Below are 16472 nucleotides of genomic sequence, written 5' to 3'. Positions count from 1 at the left end.
TTTTTTATTGGGAGAGCCTTATGTCTGCTCTACATAAAACCTTTGGCTCTGTCGAAATTAAGAGCCTTGATGAGCAAAAGCGAACCTTCAAAGGAATCGCAAGTACACCAAATCAAGATCGCGCCAAGGATGTAATGGTGCCAAAAGGTGCGGATTTCGATCTGCCTATGCCTTTACTTTTCCATCATGACCCGCGTTCAGCCATTGGCCATGTGACAAGTGCAAAAGTTACTGCAAATGGCATTGAGGTCGAGATTCATATTCCTGAAATTGAGGAAGATGGCGACCTAAAACGCGAAGTCGATAAGGCATATCAGTCACTGAAATACGGTCTGGTCAAAGGCTTATCGGTTGGTTTTATCCCGAATTGGGATGAAGCAGAAATGATCAAAGGTGGTGGTATCCAGTTCAACTCATGGGAATGGTATGAGCTTTCATTGGTGACTATCCCTTGTAACCGTGAATCAGAAACAGAATTTTCAAAAGCATTTGAGGAACACAAAGCCGCGTTGGGCGAAAAACCTCAAGACGTTCCAGGTGGCGATTCACCTGAACAAAAACACGTTGTCGTAAAACTTAATAGCCCAACAAAGGGTGGAGTGAAACTATGAAAGAGTATTTAGCAAAGCTGCTTAAAGCATTGGCTGAAAAAAACCAAGCAATGCAAACGGCACTATCAAAGTCAGCTGCCGAGGGTGCTACACCTGATGAAGCAACTGAAGCAGAAATTCAAGCGATTGAAAAAGATATCGCAGCGATTGAAGTGAATATTGAACGCACTAAAAAACAAATTGCTGCCACTGAAGCTGCTGCAAAAACTGCAACTCCTGTTGCTGGACAATCTGCTGAAGAAGCTACAAAATCGGCAAAAGGTGATCCAGATCCTGAAGGCAAAAAGCCAAAAATTGAAATCGTGCCACTCGCTAAAGGTGTTGGTTTTGCTCAATATGCCCGTGCAAAAATCCTGTCACAATTAGCAGCAAAAGAGGGCAACTACAAGTCTGCTCTCGATGTTGCAAAAGAACGTGGCTTTGGCGATGAAGTTCAAGATCTTGTAACAAAAGCAACTTTGGGTACCACTACTGATGCAGGTTTTGCAGCATCATTAGTCACTGAAAACCGCTTGGTTGGTGAATTTGTTGACATGCTTCGTGCTGCAACTGTATTTGACCAACTTACAGGTTTCCGTAATGTGCCGTTCAACTCAAAAATCCCAAGTCAATTGACCGGCGGTACCGCTTCATGGGTAGGTGAAGGCGCTCCAAAGCCATTAACAAACCCAACCTATGGTGAAGTGGAAATCAAAGAGCATAAGCTTGCTGCGATTACTGTCTACACACAGGAATTAATGCGTCGCTCTGATCCAGCTGTAGATATTTTGGTTCGTGATGACTTAATTGAAGCATCAAAAACTTTAATTGATAACACCTTCCTTGACGCGGGTGCTGCTACTGCGGTTCGTCCTGCGGGTGTTTTAAATGGGGTAACAGCCACTCCAAATACAGGCACTACAGCAGCAAATTATGAAGCTGATTTACTGGCCCTGGTGAATAGCTTTGTGACGGCCAACCTTTCATTGGATGGCTCATACTTCGTAATGTCGGAAACACGCGCTGCACAAATCAGCTTGCTTCGTGATGCGCTAGGAAATACCTACTTCCAAGGCATGGCGCTTCGCGGTACTCGTACATTGATGGGTATTCCGGTAATCACATCACAAACAGTCGGTGACAAGATCATTCTTGTGAAAACTTCTGAAATCCTGCTTGCTCAGGATGGTGGTGTGGATGTGTCTTACTCTGATCAAGCAACTCTGGTTGATGGTGGTACGACTCATCACTTATGGCAAGAAAACAAATTTGCGGTACGTGTTGAGAAGTTCATCACCTGGGCAAAACGTCGTCCGATTGCTGCAGCATTCCTGGACTACACACCAACTGGCGGCTAATTAAAGTCACCAAAAAAACAGCTCCTTAATCGGGGCTGTTTTTATATCTAAGCATCACAATTGTTTAGCTATAGGAACAGTCTATGAAGATTAAATATTTAAAGATGACCCACGATTCCAATGTTGGGGATATTAAAGAGATTCCTGATTTTCAGGCAAATGTATTGCTCAAAATTGGTGTTGCAGAGGTCTATACAGAACCGAAAAAAGCAGCACCAAAAGCGAAAAAAGAAGATAAAACCAAAGAATAGGATGTAAAGAATGGGCTTTTTCGGAAATTTATTTGGTAAAAAGAAATCCCTCCAAGGAGTCCATTCAAACCAAGGGTGGACTTCTTTATTTGTGCATGAGCCTTATTCTGGCGCTTGGCAAAAGAATGATGAACTGACTCGGGAAGATCTTGCAGCACATCATGCAGTATTTAGTTGTGTTTCATTGATTTCTCAAGATATTGGCAAGATGCCGATTCTGCTAAAAAAGAAGCAGCAGGGCGTCTGGATTGATCAAGAAATTCCAGAGCGTTTTAGCGTCCTAAATAAGCCAAATCACTACCAGACATGGCAGCAATTTAGCGAACAATGGACCACATCATTATTGCTTCGCGGCAATACCTATGTGTTTAAAGTTCGAGATATTTTTTCGGGCAAAGTTGTTGGCTTGAAGGTATTGAACCCCGACCTGACAAAGCCATTGATCAGTGATGCTGGAGATGTCTTTTATCAACTCAACGATGATCGACTCAATCAGATTTCTCATGAGGTGGTGCCAGCATCTGAAATTATTCATGACCGTATTAACTGCTTTTATCATCCACTTGTAGGCTTATCGCCAATTACAGCGTGTGCGGTAGCGGCGGGACATGGCCTAGAGATCCAGAAAAGCCAGCGCCAACACTTTAAAAACAATAGTCGACCAGGTGGGATCCTGATTGCGCCCGGGCCTATTGATCCAGAAAAAGCAGCAGCAATTAAAAAACAGTGGAATGAAAGCTATGGTGGTGCCAACGCCGGCTGCACGGCTGTAGTTGGTGATGGTATGAAGTTCGAAGCCATTTCGGTTTCAGCCGCAGATTCTCAGTTGATCGAACAGATGCGAATGACAAATGAAGTGATTTGCGCTGTTTTTCACGTACCGCAGTTTAAATTGGGTATTGGCACCATCCCAGCCGGCCAGAAAGTTTCCGATCTGAATGAAATCTATTATTCAGACTGCTTGCAAAGCCTGATTGAATCACGTGAAAACCTACTTGATGAAAGCCTTGGGCTTAAAGACGCGAATTTAGAAGCCTTTCTTGATCTAGATACCTTGATCCGAATGGATTCGGTATCTCAGATGCAGCGACTTAAAGAGGGTGTGGGTGCAGCAATCATGACACCGAATGAGGCGCGTCAAAAACTTGGCTTAGGCCCACTGGAAGGTGGTGACACGGTTTACATGCAGCAGCAGAACTTCTCGCTTGAGGCGCTGTCTAAGCGTGATCAGTTGGATGATCCATTTGGTAAATCTGCACCAAATACACCGCAAAATGCCGAAAATTCAGACCAAAAAAGCCAATATCAAGGCATTTTTAAGACTGAAAATCAGTATAAATCAGGCCAGTTTGTGACACACAAAGGCTCATTATGGCACTGTGAAAAGGATCATTTAGGCGAGTTTAGCCATGAAAACTTCAAATTAGCGCAAAAGAAATGGGGTGAAGAATGAGTATTGTAAGTCTTGAGACCCTAAAAGAACATTTGCGCTATGACGATGATTCAAATGACTTGATGCTTCAGGGGTATTTGGATGCAGCAGATTCAGTGGTGTTGAATTACATCACTGATGAACTTGAACCTGATTACCCTAAAGCAATTCATCAGGCAATTTTATTGCTGTGTGGATATTGGGACCAGTACCGCAATGCTGAGCAGGAAACGCCGGTAAATGGCAACTTCCTGCCGATGCCGGTACAAAGCCTGCTTTATCCATATCGTAAGCCTACAGCGATTTAGGAGGGTGTATGTGCTGCCAATGCTGCAAATGTTGCAAAAACTCGAATTCTGAGAGTTTGGCCAAACCTGAATATGTTCCACCACCACCGCCAGTTAAGATAAAGATTGCATAGGAGGTTATATGGCCCAACGTGCCGGCGAACTCTGCCACCGTGTAACGATTCAACATAAAACCACGGCCTATGATGAATACAACTATGAAACCGAAGCCTGGACTGAGTTTAAAAAGCTTTGGGGGCGAATTACCTTCCTCTCGGTAAAAGACGGCCTTACAGCGAAAGCCGCAGGATCAGAAACTACAGCCCGGCTAAAACTGCGTAAACGTAAAGATATTGACTCAGGTATGCGCGTTTTATTTGATGGTCAGACTTTCCAGATCGTGTCGCCACCTAAACCAGACAATGAAAACGGTCGGATTTATATGACCTTGGAGTTGTCATTAGTGGAGTAAGCCATGTCAGTAGAATTCAATATTGAAGGCTTGGATGAAGTTCAGGAAAAGCTTAAAAGACTTGGCAATCCTCGCTTAATGAAAAATGCTGCTCGGCGTTCTGCTCGTAAAGCTATGGCGATTGTCCGGGATGCCGCACGAAATAATGCAAAAGGCATTGATGATCCACAAACAGCGGAAAAGATCTGGAAAAATATTGCGATTGCAGCAGGTAAAACCAGAAACCCGAATGAGGTGGTGATGCGTGTCGGCGTGCGTGGTGGTGCGTCATTCTCTAATCCAAATCCACCTAAAACACCGGGTGGGGACACTAGACATTGGAGGTTTATTGAATTCCCTAGTGTTAATAATCCAGGTACTCCATTCATGCGCCCGGCACTGCAAAACAACATCCAAGCCGTGACCAATAGCTTTGCTGAAAACTTCAATAAAGAAATCGACAAGGAACTCGCAAAATTATGAACATTTTACCTGTAGTTTCTACATTGAAATTAGCTTCAGCGGTCACAGCATTGCTCGGCACCAATCCTTTAAGAGTATTTGAAGACATTGCACCACACAAAACACCATATCCCTATGCAGTCTGGTCGGTAGTCACAGCAAATCCTGAAAACAATTTAGATTGTCCAGCGAATACAGATCATGTGTCATTCCAGATCGTAGTTTATGACACTCAGCAGAAGCGAGCATCCGAGATCCGGCAAGCAATACGAAAAGCTTTAGAACCACACTGCTATGTCACCAACATTCACCCGAACCACTTTGAACGCATTGCCGACACTAATATTTTTGGTCGCGGCTTTGATGCGAATTGGTTTTTAGATCGTTAAACAAATTTCATTTTCCACATGGCACCCAACCGGGTGCTTTTTTATGCCGAATGAGGATTAATCATGGCTAAAATTGTACTTAATAGCACGCCGAAACCCATTTCAGACGGCACAAAAAAGGTTTATCTCACATCGAGAGCGGGATATTTCAAGATTATTCAATCACAGAGCGCACCCGATAAAACCTCGTGGCATTTCGAGCAGAAGTTTTTTGCTGATAGCGGTAAGTGGTGGGCGTGGTCAGAACATGGTGAAATTGCTGTCGATATTTCGGAGTGGTGAATAATGATCAAAACACCGCTAAGCACCGTCATTGGCGGTGCATTTTGGACCCCGGGAGCCACTGTGATTGGTGGCAACACCCCAACCTTCGACCAATACATACGCAAGCTCTTCGCAAATAATGAACAAGGCTTCGCTTACGACCCTAACGACTTAACTACTATGTGGCAGGATGAAGCTAAGTTGCTCCCTGTTACTGGTGAGGGACAACCTGTTTGGCACATTCTTGATAAATCAGGGAATAACAATCACGCATTTGCTACAAGTTCTGCTACACGACCTATCTTGCAACGTAACGCTACAACAGGTGCGTATTACTTAGCATTCGATGGTGCTGACGACTTCCTTGTTACGAACAATATTAACTTCACTGCTGCGGATAAGGTGAGCTTGTTTGCAGGGGTGCTGAAGATGCCTGCTACGGCAGTAAATATGCTGTGTGAACTAAGTTCGAGTAGCTCAGCAGCATATCAAGCAAACGCATTCTATCTAGCTGTACCTGAAACGCTTACTGGTACTGTATTCTTCCGATCTCGCGCAACCATACTTCCTGGGCAAATCGCCAAAGCAGAATCGGGAAGCGGTATGCGAAATTGCGTGATAACTGCAAAAAGTGATATACCAAACGGTTTAAATACAGTAAGTATTGATGGTGTTTTAGGTACACCTTTCATAGGAGATTTAGGTGTAGGTCAATTAGGTAACTATCCGCTATACATCGGTAGGCGTGGAGGTATTCAATTCCCATTTAACGGTCACATCTACGGTCTTATCGGCATAGGCAAACTAACTTCAGACAGTGAAACAGCGGCCATTGAAAAAGAGCTCGCGAAACGCGTAGGAGTTACAATCAATGTTTAATTTATCAGTCGTCAACATCATCCCTGATGCACACAAAGACGCAATCAATCAAATTGCAGAACTCTATGGATGCGGTGAAAACAATCTATCTGTAAAGTTAATTGACAGTAATGGTGCAGTCTATTGGGGCTGTCATTCGTGGTGGAAGCCAGAAGATTACGCAGTATTCAGTGATGATGAATTGCGACAGCAGGTAGTGCCTACCGAGTTGCAGCCATCACTTGAGTTCCTGTATGAACGCCTGATGCTTGATGGTGATGCTCGGGAGAATTGGCAGACTGCACTTAAAGAGTTGAGCTTATCCCCAGTCGAAATACCCGAATAAATCAAATTAAACATGACCGTCCGAAAGGGCGGTTTTTTATTACCTAAATTTATCGCCACCGAAAGGTGGTTTTTTTATGCCTGAGTGTTTTATTTGCATTCTGCATTCAGGTCAACACAACTCAAAGGAGTTACTCATGAATGCTAAATTTAATCCGGTAATTAAACTGGTGGATGTTCAGAAAGGTGAGCCAGCAACAACTACATTGCAGATAGCGGTTGGACTAGGATTAACCCATAAAACAGTGATTCAGTTAGTTCGCACCTACCTCCCTGATATTCAGGAATTTGGGCGCGTTAAATTCGAGTCTTTGAATTCCGCATTTGAAATGGCGAATTCAGAACGTGAATCTACAAGAGGTCGCCATACTCGATACGCAGTTCTAAATGAACAGCAGTCATATTTCCTAATGACCTTAATGCGTAACAGTCCGAAGGTTATTGATTTTAAAAAAGCACTGGTGAAAGCCTTCTTTGAAGCTAGAACCCTGCTTCAAACAGATTATTTTGCTCTGATCCAGCAACGTGAAGCACTTAATGCAAAACTCGAATGTGAAAAAGAAATAGCAAGCGCTTGCGGAAAGGGATTATCGACTTGGAAAAAGCAGCGTGACTGCCTAACCACTGCGATTGCAAATGTAGATCGGCAAATTCAGCCATGTCTATTTGAATAACCAAATTATTTCCAAACCAATGCCACCACTCGGTGGCTTTTTTTATGCCTAAAATTGAGGAGTAGCTACTCATGGCGAAGAAAGGTGTTTTATCTCAGGGTACGCATGTATGGATTTTACATGGCGATACTCCAACACTGACAAAGATGGATTGCGTTAAAGCCTTTGTAATGGGCGATGACAGTACCACAGAAATCAATACAACCTGTCTTGAAGAGCCAAAAACGGCAACATCGGACTGGGGCTTAACCACACCGGGTGAAGGCTCGATCCAGATCGATACCGATCCTAAAAACCTTTCACACATGAAATTACTTGAGCTTGCAGCAGATCGCGCTGAAGTTGGTGTGTACGTAGGCTGGTCTGACGGTGAAGGCGTTCCAACAGTTGGGGTTGATGATGATGAGGTGCTGATGCCAGCAACTCGGACATGGTCATATTTCCGCGCAATTCTACGTAAAGGTTCACCAGTATTTGATGCTGATGCTCTGGTAAATCATACGGTGCCGATGAAGCGCCAGACTGAAGCACTTGATGTATTTAAGGTGGCTACACCATGAAAAAATTAAATACATCTGCACTTCTTGCGCTCTCAAGCACAGCCTTGTCCGACCTATCGCCAAAGTCTCCAAAATTCATTATTAATGATGAGGAGTTTGAAGTAGATATTTTGGTAAAAGCATTGAGTTACGATGAAGTGACGAATATGTTTAAAGGTGAAGATCCTGAAAAAATCACTGTTGCGGATGTTGTGAAGCGACGGGTTTTACTTACAGTCTTTAATGCTGATACGAAGAAGCCATTGTGCTCTACGATTGAAGAGGTTGGAAATCTTCACCCAGCCATTATTGGTGCGATTCATGATGCTTCGAATGAAGTGAATGATTTTTTGGGAAAGAACAAGTTGAAGTTGAAGAGCACGAACTCTGGTGTGAACTCGTCCTCAACGGAATCGGTGGAAGAACCATCGAGCAAGCCAAAAAGAAAATCACCCCAAAAGAATTAAGGGTCTGGCAGGCATATCGCAATAAATACGGCTCATTTAATATGGGTCGTCGCATAGAGCAGGGTGCAGGTAATCTATACGCGCTTTACTTCAATGGTAAGGTCGAGGAAGACAAGCGTGTTGATGCTCGTATCTTTATGCCGCATGAAACAATTCCAGAGCTAACTTTTGAAGAACAGCGCATGCAAGCCATTAAAAAGAAATCAGGTTAGCTTGGTTTCTTTTTCACCTAATAATTAGTATCTTGTCCTGAATAACAAATATTTGGGGTAGGGTATGGAGATAATAATAGCAATCGCAGTTGGTGTGATTATCTGGTTTATTTTAAAAGGTAAAAAAGCAACCAATGAGACAAAGGCGAGCCTAGTCTCAAACAGCGTTTCATATGCCTACAATATTGTGGGTGAGCAGTCCTATCAAAATAACTTAAAAAAGATAGCCGGCCCCAAAGAAGAAGAATCGAAGTTTTTTGAATGTCAGGCAAAAGTCAGTTCAGAGCCATTTAATCAGTATGATAAGAATGCCGTTAAAGTTGAAATTAATGGCTTGACTGTTGGTTATCTAAGCAAGAGTGAAGCAGCCAAACTATCGGGCAAGGTGGTAAACAAAACTGTTCCAGCGGTCATAGATGGTGGGTGGTTTGACGCTGATGGTGAGGGTAGCTATGGTGTTAAGCTTGCAGTCAATAATGTTAATGATCTTCTGTGAGGTGATGGCATGAAAATATTTTCATTTATTGTTCTTTCGTCGATAGCCTTAAATACCTTTGCCTCTGAGATCTATGTGCACAAAGATAAGGATGGGTCTACCATACTTTCTGCAAGAGATAGGGGTGGAGGAGATCTACAACTAGAAAAAGTTGTTAAATACGATAATTCTGAATTTACAAAATGGAAGAGTAATTGCTCTAAGGATAAATTTAACAACACAAAATCATGCTCACTAAATAAATCACATGGCGACGTAATGGTAACAATCATTAATGGGCGTTATGGCGTATATGTTGGTAGAAAGCACTTTCCTCGAACACAAAGCGCAATAAAAATTGATGAAAATGCCCCTATATATGGGTATGAGGGCATAAGCAACACCCCTCAAAAAGCTATTGAGCAAATGAAAAATGGCAAAGTTGCTTATACCAGATACAAAGAATGGCCTTATGAGTACAACAGGGATGGTGAGGTTGATTTAGTTGGTTTTAAAGAAGCATTCAATCAAATGCTAGAGGAATATAAAAAACTCTAGCAATAAATATTTAGTTAAGCGTCCGAAGGGGCGCTTTTTTATTGCCTGAGGTTTTATATGAGCACCAAACTTGGAACCCTTACCTTAGATTTAATTGCCAAGATTGGTGGTTTTACTGGGCCAATCAGAGACGCTGAAAGACAAACACAATCCAGTTTTGACAAAATGCGCAAGCATGTAAATACCTACGGGACAATGGCGGTTGCTAGTGCTGCTGCTGTTGGCGCTGGCATCCTAGCAATGGCAAACGAATATGCAAATGCCGCTCGCGAGCTACAGACTTTTGCCTCCATCTCAAATACAACAACACAAGAATTTCAGAGAATGGCTGTGGGCGCTGAGACCATGGGCATCAGCTCAGAAAAGCTATCTGACCAGTTAAAAGACTTTAATGAAAAGCTGGGTGAGTTCATCACTATCGGTTCAGGCGGTGCTGTTGATTTTTTTGAACAGATCGCGATTAAAACAGAGGGTTCAGCGGAGGCCGCAAGAAAGCTAGCACTTGAAATGCAGAATCTTTCTGGCCCTAAAGCGCTTCAACTCTATGTAGATAAACTTGAAGAGGCGGGTGTTACCCAGCAACAAATGTCTTTCTATCTAGAAAGCATGGCATCTGATACAACCAACCTTATCCCGCTTTTGAGAGATGGTGGCAAAGGGTTCGAGTATTGGGCTGATGCTGCTGAGCGTGCTGGTGTAATCATGGATGAGCATGCCATAGAAAAGGCAAATGAGCTTCGTGTTCAAATGGATTTGCTTAATCTTCAACTGCAAGGCGTTAAAAATCAATTTATTCAAGGCTTGATGCCTGCGCTTGTGTCGGTCGGTGATGGTCTTTCTGATGCTACATTGCAAACTAATTTAATGTCAGATGCCGGTGAAACACTTGGCGAGGTGTTTAAGGGCGTCGCAGCAACAGGCATGGGGGTTTATGCTGTTGTAAAAATGCTTTCCAATTCTATTGCGGGTCTTGCGGCTCAAGCTGTTCAGTCCAAACAGATGGTAGATAAGGCGGCAGAAGGTCGAGGAATTCTTGCTAATCTTCCGGGCGTGAAGGCTCTCAAGGCACTAACCTTGGGTGTGGCTAATGCTCGAACAAATCCTGATAGCGCAGTGCAAATGGCGGCACAAGATAACGCTCAAGTTGCTGATGATGTCGCAAACTCTATTAACCGTATTTATAACGATGCTGTTAATCAATCTGTTTCAGCTATGGCAAAAATCCAAAACAGTCAGGCTGGTGTGACCAAAGGCTCGGATGAATGGATTAAAAAACAAAATGAAGCAGCCAAAGCCACTAAGGAAAACAACAAGGCTCAGCAAGAATTAAATAGGTTGCTTGAAGAGCAAGCCCGAGCGCGTGATTCAATCTCCTATGATTACATGGATGATTTTGCGAAATTCTCTGTTGATCTTAAACGCGAACTTGAGGAAATTCAAAAAGCCAATTTCGGGCCACAAGAATCTGAATATCTAGCCAAAGCAAAAGCTCGTTATGAATATGAAGAGGAGATGTATCTTCGCCAGATCACTGAGGAAATTAATACCTTTAAGTGGTCTGAAGAGCAGAAGCTCGATTATTTTTATGAGACTCAGCGAATCATTGTTAGTGAATCAGGAAAATACAATGATGAGCTTAAACAATTAAAGCTTAAAGCGCTTGATGAGCAGTACGCTATTGAGCTTCAAAAAGCCAGATTTCATGCTCAAAATGTACAGCAAACCATGCGAGAAAGTATTAAAGGCCTTTCGTATGGTGTTGATGAAATCTTTGCTCAGGCAACAATGTCACCGCAAGACTATGATCGCTGGTCACTGGAAAATGACCGCTCAAATTCTCAATTGGGTTTGAAGAATGAGCGCGTCAGGGTTGAACAGGACATCATGACCAGTGATGCTTATTCGACTGATGATGAACGTTATGCTGCTTTATTGGAGGCACATCAAGAGTATCGTGATGCGATGGCTGCAATTGATGTTGATTATCAGCAGCAAGTCCAGGATTTAGAGTTTCAGCAATATAACGAAAAAATAGGCATGTATAGCGAAATGCTATCTCAAGTCAGTTCGATTTGGGGCAATATGACCCAAATGGTTAAAGATAGCCAAGGTGAGCAGTCTGGCGCATTCAAGGCGATGTTTTTAATTCAGCAAGGAATGGCCGCTGCCCAAGCAATTATTTATGCTAACGTCGCATCTGCGGCAGCCTTAGCTCCACCGCCAATAGGTCTGGGTCCGGTTGCTGGTGCACCACTTTCTGCATTGATTAAAGTTAATGGATATATGAGTGCGGGTATTATTGCTGGCCAAACCATCGCAGGTATGGCCCACGACGGTATCGACAATATTCCGAAAGAAGGCACATGGTTGCTGGATAAAGGTGAACGTGTTGTTGATAGCCGAACGAATGGCGATCTGAAGGACTTTATCGCTAATGGTGGTAGTGCACCAAACGTCAATGTCTACACCCTACCAGGTGAAACCGCTGATATATCTTGGGATAACGGTCAGTTGGATGTGCGTATTCGTAAAATTGCCAAAGAAGAAGCTAAAACGCCTTGGTCTGAATTGAACAATCCTAACTCGTATTCATCCAAGCAAATCCAGCGCAATACCACTGCGGGAGTTAAACGGTAATGAATAGTTTCGCATTATGCCCGTTACAAGCCGGGTATTCCTTTTCACCTAGCAACAACATGTTAGAGCAGCAACTTCTTGGCGGGTTCGCCCGTCAGCGAAGAATGTTTGTAAATAGCGTGCATGTGGTCAATGTATCTGTACTGCTTAAAACAAAGCTCCACCAGCAATATTTCTGGGCATTTTGGCGATTGCACACACTCAATCCAAAACCATTTTTATGGCGATTGATTACCGATTCATCTAAAGCACAAGATCACACCTGTCAGTTTGTGGCTGATTCACTGTCAGTTGGTGAGCGTAGTGGTGTGATTTATTCCGTGTCATTCCAGGTGCGATGTAAGCCATTGAACAATGGTGATCTAGCCTTTGATCAAAGCATTGTGGATTTATGGGAATCTGGCAGCCCACTTGAGATGCTGAATTTACTTGAGAAGCTGGTCAATGAGAGCTTCCCGGATGCCTTGGGGGTGTGATGATTACCGTTGATGATATTAAAGACTTTCATCTCGATAGTGCGGCCAGTGTAGTTTTACTGGAAACACTGGAAATTAGTCATTCACTCTGGCCTGACCCGATTCGACTTGTGACCAATCACCCAGACGGTGTATCTGTCACTTTGGAAAATGGTCAGCCGGCCACGTTTGAATTTATCCCGGTGATGATTCAGCGCGGCAATACCTCTGATGACCTAGATCAATCTCTGAAAATCACAGTCGGGGATTTGGGTGAAGTGGTGCCACCGTTGATCAAGTTGATTGAAGATACATCGAGTGACGAAAAGCCACAGGTAATTTATCGCTCGTTTGCTTTTGATGCTGCATCCATGGTGCTTACCAAGGCCACACCGATTGAATTGATCCGTGGTCTGTATGTGGCACAAATGAATCAGGATCATCAGGCTACAACATTTGAAGCCGCAACTTCTGGGAAAAATAGCGTGAAGACAGGTCGAACCTATAACTTTAAGGACTACCCAGACCTGAGAGGATTGATATGAAAAGTGTTGATGCTTTGCTGGACCGGCAATACGACCCTAAAAAATATCACTGCGTCCATTTTCTTATTGAAGCGGGTCAGTATCTCTTTGAAAAAGATTATTCAGAAAGCTTTCTTGGTTTGACCGGTGATCTGGCTAAAAGCATCCAGACTTCACGTGATACCACGATCAAAAACAAAAGGATCGAGAGGCCAAAAGACGGTTGCATTGTCTTGATGACTAATCTTCTAAATAGCTCCCATGTGGGGCTTTTTTATTGCGGTCGTGTTTTGCACCTGTCTGAAATCGGTGTGCATTTTCAGGAACTTCGGTCTCTAGAGCGAAATTATTCAAGGTTTAGATTTTATGAAGCTTCGTATTTATCACAATGAGCTTGACCCGACTGAATTTAATGAAAAAGAGTATGAGTGCCTGCTTAAAGACTGGCTAAATATTCGGGAAGAATACCCGGAAGCTCGACTATATAAAGACAGCATCTGTGCCCAAAACGATGTAACACCAAAAACCAAAGAAGAAGCACTTCAACTGCTGCATGCAGATGGTGATTACTTTGTGCTTTGTCATGCCGGAACACCTTTTGAAATCTTCTTGGTTGTAGTGACAGTCCTATCTGCGGCACTTGCTGTTTACACCTACATGAACATGCCTGAGATTCCCGATCAGGCATCAGGGTCTGGCAACAACAGTTTGGCTTCGCGCCAGAATAAGCATCGCACCAGTGAGCGTGCACCAGATATATATGGGAATGTAAAATCCATCCCGGATCTGATTGCGCCTTTGTACCGGTATTACGCGGACAGTGTGCAGGTAGAAGAAGCATCGCTTTCGATTGGCACTGGATACTTCGAGATTGATCCCGATCAAATTAAAGAGGGCGAAACCCCGATCAATACGATTGAAGGGGCAAGCTTAAGCGTTTATGAGCCAAATACGCTGACCACTGGAACTGCACAGATTCAGATTGGTGAAGCATTTACCGATGCGCCAATTGTGGCAAAGCAGGTGAGTTCGGTTGATGGGAAGCAGAAACTGATTTCGCCAAACAGTAATGTTGTGAAATATAAAAGCATATCATTTAGTGGGAATTCCATATCATCCGGGCCGGGAGTTCAAGGCTCGGAAATAAATTTAATATGGAATGCTGTCACTAATAACTTCTTCTCAAACACTGTGGATTTCTCCGTAAATTTTGCTGAAAAATTCGTTAATGGCGAGCAGATCATTATCGAAAATGCAATTTATGGATCAGCACCTGATATTAATATTTCCGGGACCACGGATGTTGATGCTACCGGCATACTTACTATTGCTTCGGCCACCAATATTGTTGATCCTGGGAAATATAAGAAGATCCGCATATCTTCACTCACAGTTGATGATTTGGTTGAGGGTCAACTTAGTCTTGCCGGGGAGTATTTAGTTTCAAATATCATCAAGACTGGATCATCTGGGGCATGGTTTTATGAGATTACTTTGGCTTCAGATTATGCAGAAACCAATATTAACTTTAGCCGAATGTCAGCGGATGGGACTGGGATTTTATCTGGCGTACTGACAGATCATGATGAAAATATCGACCTCAGTGGTACATATACCATCTCAACCGTTTCAGCCACCGGTATCACCTTGGTGAATCCTGCATCAGTCAATCCGGATTGGCTTCTTTTATCGAGCCTTACACAGCAGCAGATTGCAGATATGCTTGGGCGGAGCATCACCTTTAAAGGCACAAGCGAAAACTTTATTGGTTGGTACTACGCTGGAAATAAAGACACCGAAGGGATGATGCTGAACTTTTTGGCAGCCAACGGCATTTATGAGGGGGATCGAGCTAAGCAGGTTGCTATTGAAGTCCATTACCAGCAGGTGATTGATGGTGTGCCGACTGGACAAATCTACAAAACAGGCTTGGTGATGCAGGGCAAGGCCAACAACCGTGACCAAGTGGGGGCAACCGTACGTGAGACATTACCGTTTACCGGTCAATTTCGTTTCCGTGCCAAGCGTATTAACGATAATGGTAGCAGTGCAAATCTGATTGATGATGTGGTATTTGAGAGCGCTTACAGTTTCTATGAAACGAAAAAGTTGGCTTATGAGTACGATACGACGATCAGATTAAAACGTCTTGCCATTGGATCAGGGACCAATGCGTCAGAGCTTAATCTACCTGTAACACGAAAGCTTTACTCATACCGTGATGGCATTCAATCTGCCGAGCGCATACCAACCAGTAACTTTGCAGACATCATTATCAATATAGCCCTCGATCCATTCATTGGTCGTTTTGGTATATCGGAAATTGATGTTCAGTCGCTGTATGAAGTGTCAGATGAAATAGAAGCCTATTTTGGTACGCCAAAAGCATGTGAGTTTAATTACACTTTTGATAACAAGAATAGCAGTTATCAAGAGATGGCCTTTGCTGTTGCTGAAGCGGTTTTCTGTACAGCACGCCGGGAAAATGGCAAACACTTTTTCACCTTTGAGAAAGAAACACCAAACTCTTTGATTTTGTTCAACCACCGAAATATTAAGCCGGAAAGCCTAACCAAGACCAATCTGTTTGGTGCGCCAGATGAATATGAAGGTATTGAATTTAAGTGGCGTGATGCAGAAGATGACTACGCTGAGGCGGTGATTAAGCTGCCACACGACGGCTTAGCCAACTACAAAACCATTGAAAGCAATGGCGTGACTAATGCTATTCAGGCGCATCTCCTTGCACACCGAGCTTGGAATAAAATGCAGTTCAATCGTAAAACCATTGAATTGACTGCATACGGTGAAGCTGATCTGGTGACACGAAATGACCGCATTGCTATCGTTGATGATGTTTTCAAGATGCTGGGGAGTGGTGAAGTTGAGACTCAAAACAATACAGTCTTAACACTAGACAATCCCATCAATCTGGAAGCTGATGAAAGCTATGTCATTCACTTGCAGCTCAAAGATGGTTCGGTTGATGTAATTAATATTATTGATCAACTTGATGAAAATCGGGTTGAATTGGCGCGAATACCGCTCATGCCCTTGGTTGTAAGCGGTGTTGTGAGTGCTACATACAGCATCACCAAAGCCAGTGATCAAGAAAGCGAGGCATACTTAATTCAAGAGAAATCCCCGAGTGCCACCTTTGAAACAGGGGTGAGTGCGATTAAGTATGACACCCGCTACTACAGCAACGACAAAGACCACATTAACAACCTCATTTAGATTTTAA

The 16472-nt window shown here is 43.3% G+C and carries 22 protein-coding genes; all 22 read left to right on the top strand.

Annotated features, from left to right (window positions below):
• The first annotated feature begins 20 nt into the window (after positions 1-20).
• The 22 genes from KT990_RS02415 (at position 21) to KT990_RS02310 (ending at position 16465) form a co-directional block, all read left to right on the top strand.
• On the top strand, positions 21-611 hold the full coding sequence (locus KT990_RS02415) for an HK97 family phage prohead protease (protein WP_218209085.1): 591 nt from the start codon (positions 21-23) through the stop codon (positions 609-611).
• Complete coding sequence (locus tag KT990_RS02410; protein WP_218209084.1) at positions 608-1948, top strand: phage major capsid protein; 1341 nt, start codon at positions 608-610, stop codon at positions 1946-1948. The genes KT990_RS02415 and KT990_RS02410 overlap by 4 nt, the downstream gene beginning before the upstream one ends.
• An 83-nt stretch (positions 1949-2031) precedes the next feature.
• Positions 2032-2199, top strand: a complete 168-nt coding sequence (locus KT990_RS02405; protein ID WP_218209083.1) for a hypothetical protein — start codon at positions 2032-2034, stop codon at positions 2197-2199.
• Positions 2200-2209: 10 nt separating this feature from the next.
• Entirely contained in the window at positions 2210-3652 is a 1443-nt protein-coding gene (locus KT990_RS02400) for a phage portal protein (protein WP_218209082.1), read from the top strand.
• The gene (locus tag KT990_RS02395) at positions 3649-3939 is read left to right on the top strand and encodes a head-tail connector protein (RefSeq protein WP_218209081.1); all 291 of its coding nucleotides are present in this window, start codon (positions 3649-3651) and stop codon (positions 3937-3939) included. The genes KT990_RS02400 and KT990_RS02395 overlap by 4 nt, the downstream gene beginning before the upstream one ends.
• Before the next feature lie 121 nt (positions 3940-4060).
• Entirely contained in the window at positions 4061-4390 is a 330-nt protein-coding gene (locus KT990_RS02390) for a phage head closure protein (RefSeq protein ID WP_218209080.1), read from the top strand.
• A 3-nt stretch (positions 4391-4393) separates the two neighbouring features.
• Complete coding sequence (locus KT990_RS02385) at positions 4394-4852, top strand: HK97-gp10 family putative phage morphogenesis protein (protein WP_218209079.1); 459 nt, start codon at positions 4394-4396, stop codon at positions 4850-4852.
• Entirely contained in the window at positions 4849-5220 is a 372-nt protein-coding gene (locus KT990_RS02380) for a DUF3168 domain-containing protein (protein WP_218209078.1), read from the top strand. The genes KT990_RS02385 and KT990_RS02380 overlap by 4 nt, the downstream gene beginning before the upstream one ends.
• Positions 5221-5283: 63 nt before the next feature.
• Positions 5284-5502, top strand: a complete 219-nt coding sequence (locus tag KT990_RS02375) for a hypothetical protein (protein ID WP_218209077.1) — start codon at positions 5284-5286, stop codon at positions 5500-5502.
• A 3-nt stretch (positions 5503-5505) separates the two neighbouring features.
• Entirely contained in the window at positions 5506-6363 is an 858-nt protein-coding gene (locus KT990_RS02370; RefSeq protein ID WP_218209076.1) for a hypothetical protein, read from the top strand.
• Positions 6356-6688 carry a hypothetical protein gene (locus KT990_RS02365; RefSeq protein ID WP_218209075.1) on the top strand — a complete coding sequence of 111 codons (333 nt, stop codon included), beginning with the start codon at positions 6356-6358 and terminating at the stop codon, positions 6686-6688. Before KT990_RS02370 ends, KT990_RS02365 begins: the two co-directional genes overlap by 8 nt.
• Before the next feature lie 136 nt (positions 6689-6824).
• On the top strand, positions 6825-7361 hold the full coding sequence (locus KT990_RS02360; RefSeq protein ID WP_218209074.1) for a Rha family transcriptional regulator: 537 nt from the start codon (positions 6825-6827) through the stop codon (positions 7359-7361).
• A gap of 71 nt (positions 7362-7432) precedes the next feature.
• Complete coding sequence (locus KT990_RS02355; RefSeq protein ID WP_218209073.1) at positions 7433-7921, top strand: phage tail tube protein; 489 nt, start codon at positions 7433-7435, stop codon at positions 7919-7921.
• The gene (locus KT990_RS02350; protein WP_218209072.1) at positions 7918-8367 is read left to right on the top strand and encodes a hypothetical protein; all 450 of its coding nucleotides are present in this window, start codon (positions 7918-7920) and stop codon (positions 8365-8367) included. The genes KT990_RS02355 and KT990_RS02350 overlap by 4 nt, the downstream gene beginning before the upstream one ends.
• A gap of 41 nt (positions 8368-8408) precedes the next feature.
• A complete protein-coding gene (locus KT990_RS02345; RefSeq protein WP_218209071.1) occupies positions 8409-8579 on the top strand; it encodes a hypothetical protein in 171 nt (56 codons plus the stop codon).
• 64 nt (positions 8580-8643) lie between these two features.
• Positions 8644-9075 (top strand): hypothetical protein, encoded by a 432-nt coding sequence (locus KT990_RS02340; protein ID WP_218209070.1) that lies wholly within the window; start codon positions 8644-8646, stop codon positions 9073-9075.
• Between the two features lie 9 nt (positions 9076-9084).
• A complete protein-coding gene (locus tag KT990_RS02335; protein ID WP_218209069.1) occupies positions 9085-9612 on the top strand; it encodes a hypothetical protein in 528 nt (175 codons plus the stop codon).
• A 57-nt stretch (positions 9613-9669) separates the two neighbouring features.
• Positions 9670-12249 carry a hypothetical protein gene (locus KT990_RS02330; protein ID WP_218209068.1) on the top strand — a complete coding sequence of 860 codons (2580 nt, stop codon included), beginning with the start codon at positions 9670-9672 and terminating at the stop codon, positions 12247-12249.
• On the top strand, positions 12249-12725 hold the full coding sequence (locus KT990_RS02325) for a hypothetical protein (protein WP_218209067.1): 477 nt from the start codon (positions 12249-12251) through the stop codon (positions 12723-12725). The genes KT990_RS02330 and KT990_RS02325 overlap by 1 nt, the downstream gene beginning before the upstream one ends.
• A complete protein-coding gene (locus tag KT990_RS02320; RefSeq protein ID WP_218209066.1) occupies positions 12725-13249 on the top strand; it encodes a DUF1833 family protein in 525 nt (174 codons plus the stop codon). Before KT990_RS02325 ends, KT990_RS02320 begins: the two co-directional genes overlap by 1 nt.
• Positions 13246-13620 (top strand): hypothetical protein, encoded by a 375-nt coding sequence (locus tag KT990_RS02315; protein ID WP_218209065.1) that lies wholly within the window; start codon positions 13246-13248, stop codon positions 13618-13620. Before KT990_RS02320 ends, KT990_RS02315 begins: the two co-directional genes overlap by 4 nt.
• Positions 13595-16465 carry a host specificity factor TipJ family phage tail protein gene (locus tag KT990_RS02310; RefSeq protein WP_218209064.1) on the top strand — a complete coding sequence of 957 codons (2871 nt, stop codon included), beginning with the start codon at positions 13595-13597 and terminating at the stop codon, positions 16463-16465. The genes KT990_RS02315 and KT990_RS02310 overlap by 26 nt, the downstream gene beginning before the upstream one ends.
• Positions 16466-16472: the final 7 nt, after the last annotated feature.

This window comes from Acinetobacter sp. F9 (assembly GCF_019195275.1).
In the GTDB taxonomy this organism is placed as follows: Bacteria; Pseudomonadota; Gammaproteobacteria; order Pseudomonadales; family Moraxellaceae; genus Acinetobacter; species Acinetobacter pseudolwoffii.
The sequence above is the reverse complement of the archived record's forward strand: the minus strand, read 5'-3'. Positions and strand labels throughout refer to the sequence as shown.

Coding starts and splice junctions, on each gene's coding strand:
- KT990_RS02415 (WP_218209085.1), top strand. CDS start 21: ATGTCTGCTCTACATAAAACCTTTGGCTCTGTCGAAATTAAGAGCCTT.
- KT990_RS02320 (WP_218209066.1), top strand. CDS start 12,725: ATGATTACCGTTGATGATATTAAAGACTTTCATCTCGATAGTGCGGCC.
- KT990_RS02335 (WP_218209069.1), top strand. CDS start 9,085: ATGAAAATATTTTCATTTATTGTTCTTTCGTCGATAGCCTTAAATACC.
- KT990_RS02370 (WP_218209076.1), top strand. CDS start 5,506: ATGATCAAAACACCGCTAAGCACCGTCATTGGCGGTGCATTTTGGACC.
- KT990_RS02330 (WP_218209068.1), top strand. CDS start 9,670: ATGAGCACCAAACTTGGAACCCTTACCTTAGATTTAATTGCCAAGATT.
- KT990_RS02315 (WP_218209065.1), top strand. CDS start 13,246: ATGAAAAGTGTTGATGCTTTGCTGGACCGGCAATACGACCCTAAAAAA.
- KT990_RS02355 (WP_218209073.1), top strand. CDS start 7,433: ATGGCGAAGAAAGGTGTTTTATCTCAGGGTACGCATGTATGGATTTTA.
- KT990_RS02365 (WP_218209075.1), top strand. CDS start 6,356: ATGTTTAATTTATCAGTCGTCAACATCATCCCTGATGCACACAAAGAC.
- KT990_RS02350 (WP_218209072.1), top strand. CDS start 7,918: ATGAAAAAATTAAATACATCTGCACTTCTTGCGCTCTCAAGCACAGCC.
- KT990_RS02310 (WP_218209064.1), top strand. CDS start 13,595: ATGAAGCTTCGTATTTATCACAATGAGCTTGACCCGACTGAATTTAAT.
- KT990_RS02325 (WP_218209067.1), top strand. CDS start 12,249: ATGAATAGTTTCGCATTATGCCCGTTACAAGCCGGGTATTCCTTTTCA.
- KT990_RS02400 (WP_218209082.1), top strand. CDS start 2,210: ATGGGCTTTTTCGGAAATTTATTTGGTAAAAAGAAATCCCTCCAAGGA.
- KT990_RS02385 (WP_218209079.1), top strand. CDS start 4,394: ATGTCAGTAGAATTCAATATTGAAGGCTTGGATGAAGTTCAGGAAAAG.
- KT990_RS02345 (WP_218209071.1), top strand. CDS start 8,409: ATGGGTCGTCGCATAGAGCAGGGTGCAGGTAATCTATACGCGCTTTAC.
- KT990_RS02390 (WP_218209080.1), top strand. CDS start 4,061: ATGGCCCAACGTGCCGGCGAACTCTGCCACCGTGTAACGATTCAACAT.
- KT990_RS02405 (WP_218209083.1), top strand. CDS start 2,032: ATGAAGATTAAATATTTAAAGATGACCCACGATTCCAATGTTGGGGAT.
- KT990_RS02375 (WP_218209077.1), top strand. CDS start 5,284: ATGGCTAAAATTGTACTTAATAGCACGCCGAAACCCATTTCAGACGGC.
- KT990_RS02410 (WP_218209084.1), top strand. CDS start 608: ATGAAAGAGTATTTAGCAAAGCTGCTTAAAGCATTGGCTGAAAAAAAC.
- KT990_RS02380 (WP_218209078.1), top strand. CDS start 4,849: ATGAACATTTTACCTGTAGTTTCTACATTGAAATTAGCTTCAGCGGTC.
- KT990_RS02395 (WP_218209081.1), top strand. CDS start 3,649: ATGAGTATTGTAAGTCTTGAGACCCTAAAAGAACATTTGCGCTATGAC.
- KT990_RS02360 (WP_218209074.1), top strand. CDS start 6,825: ATGAATGCTAAATTTAATCCGGTAATTAAACTGGTGGATGTTCAGAAA.
- KT990_RS02340 (WP_218209070.1), top strand. CDS start 8,644: ATGGAGATAATAATAGCAATCGCAGTTGGTGTGATTATCTGGTTTATT.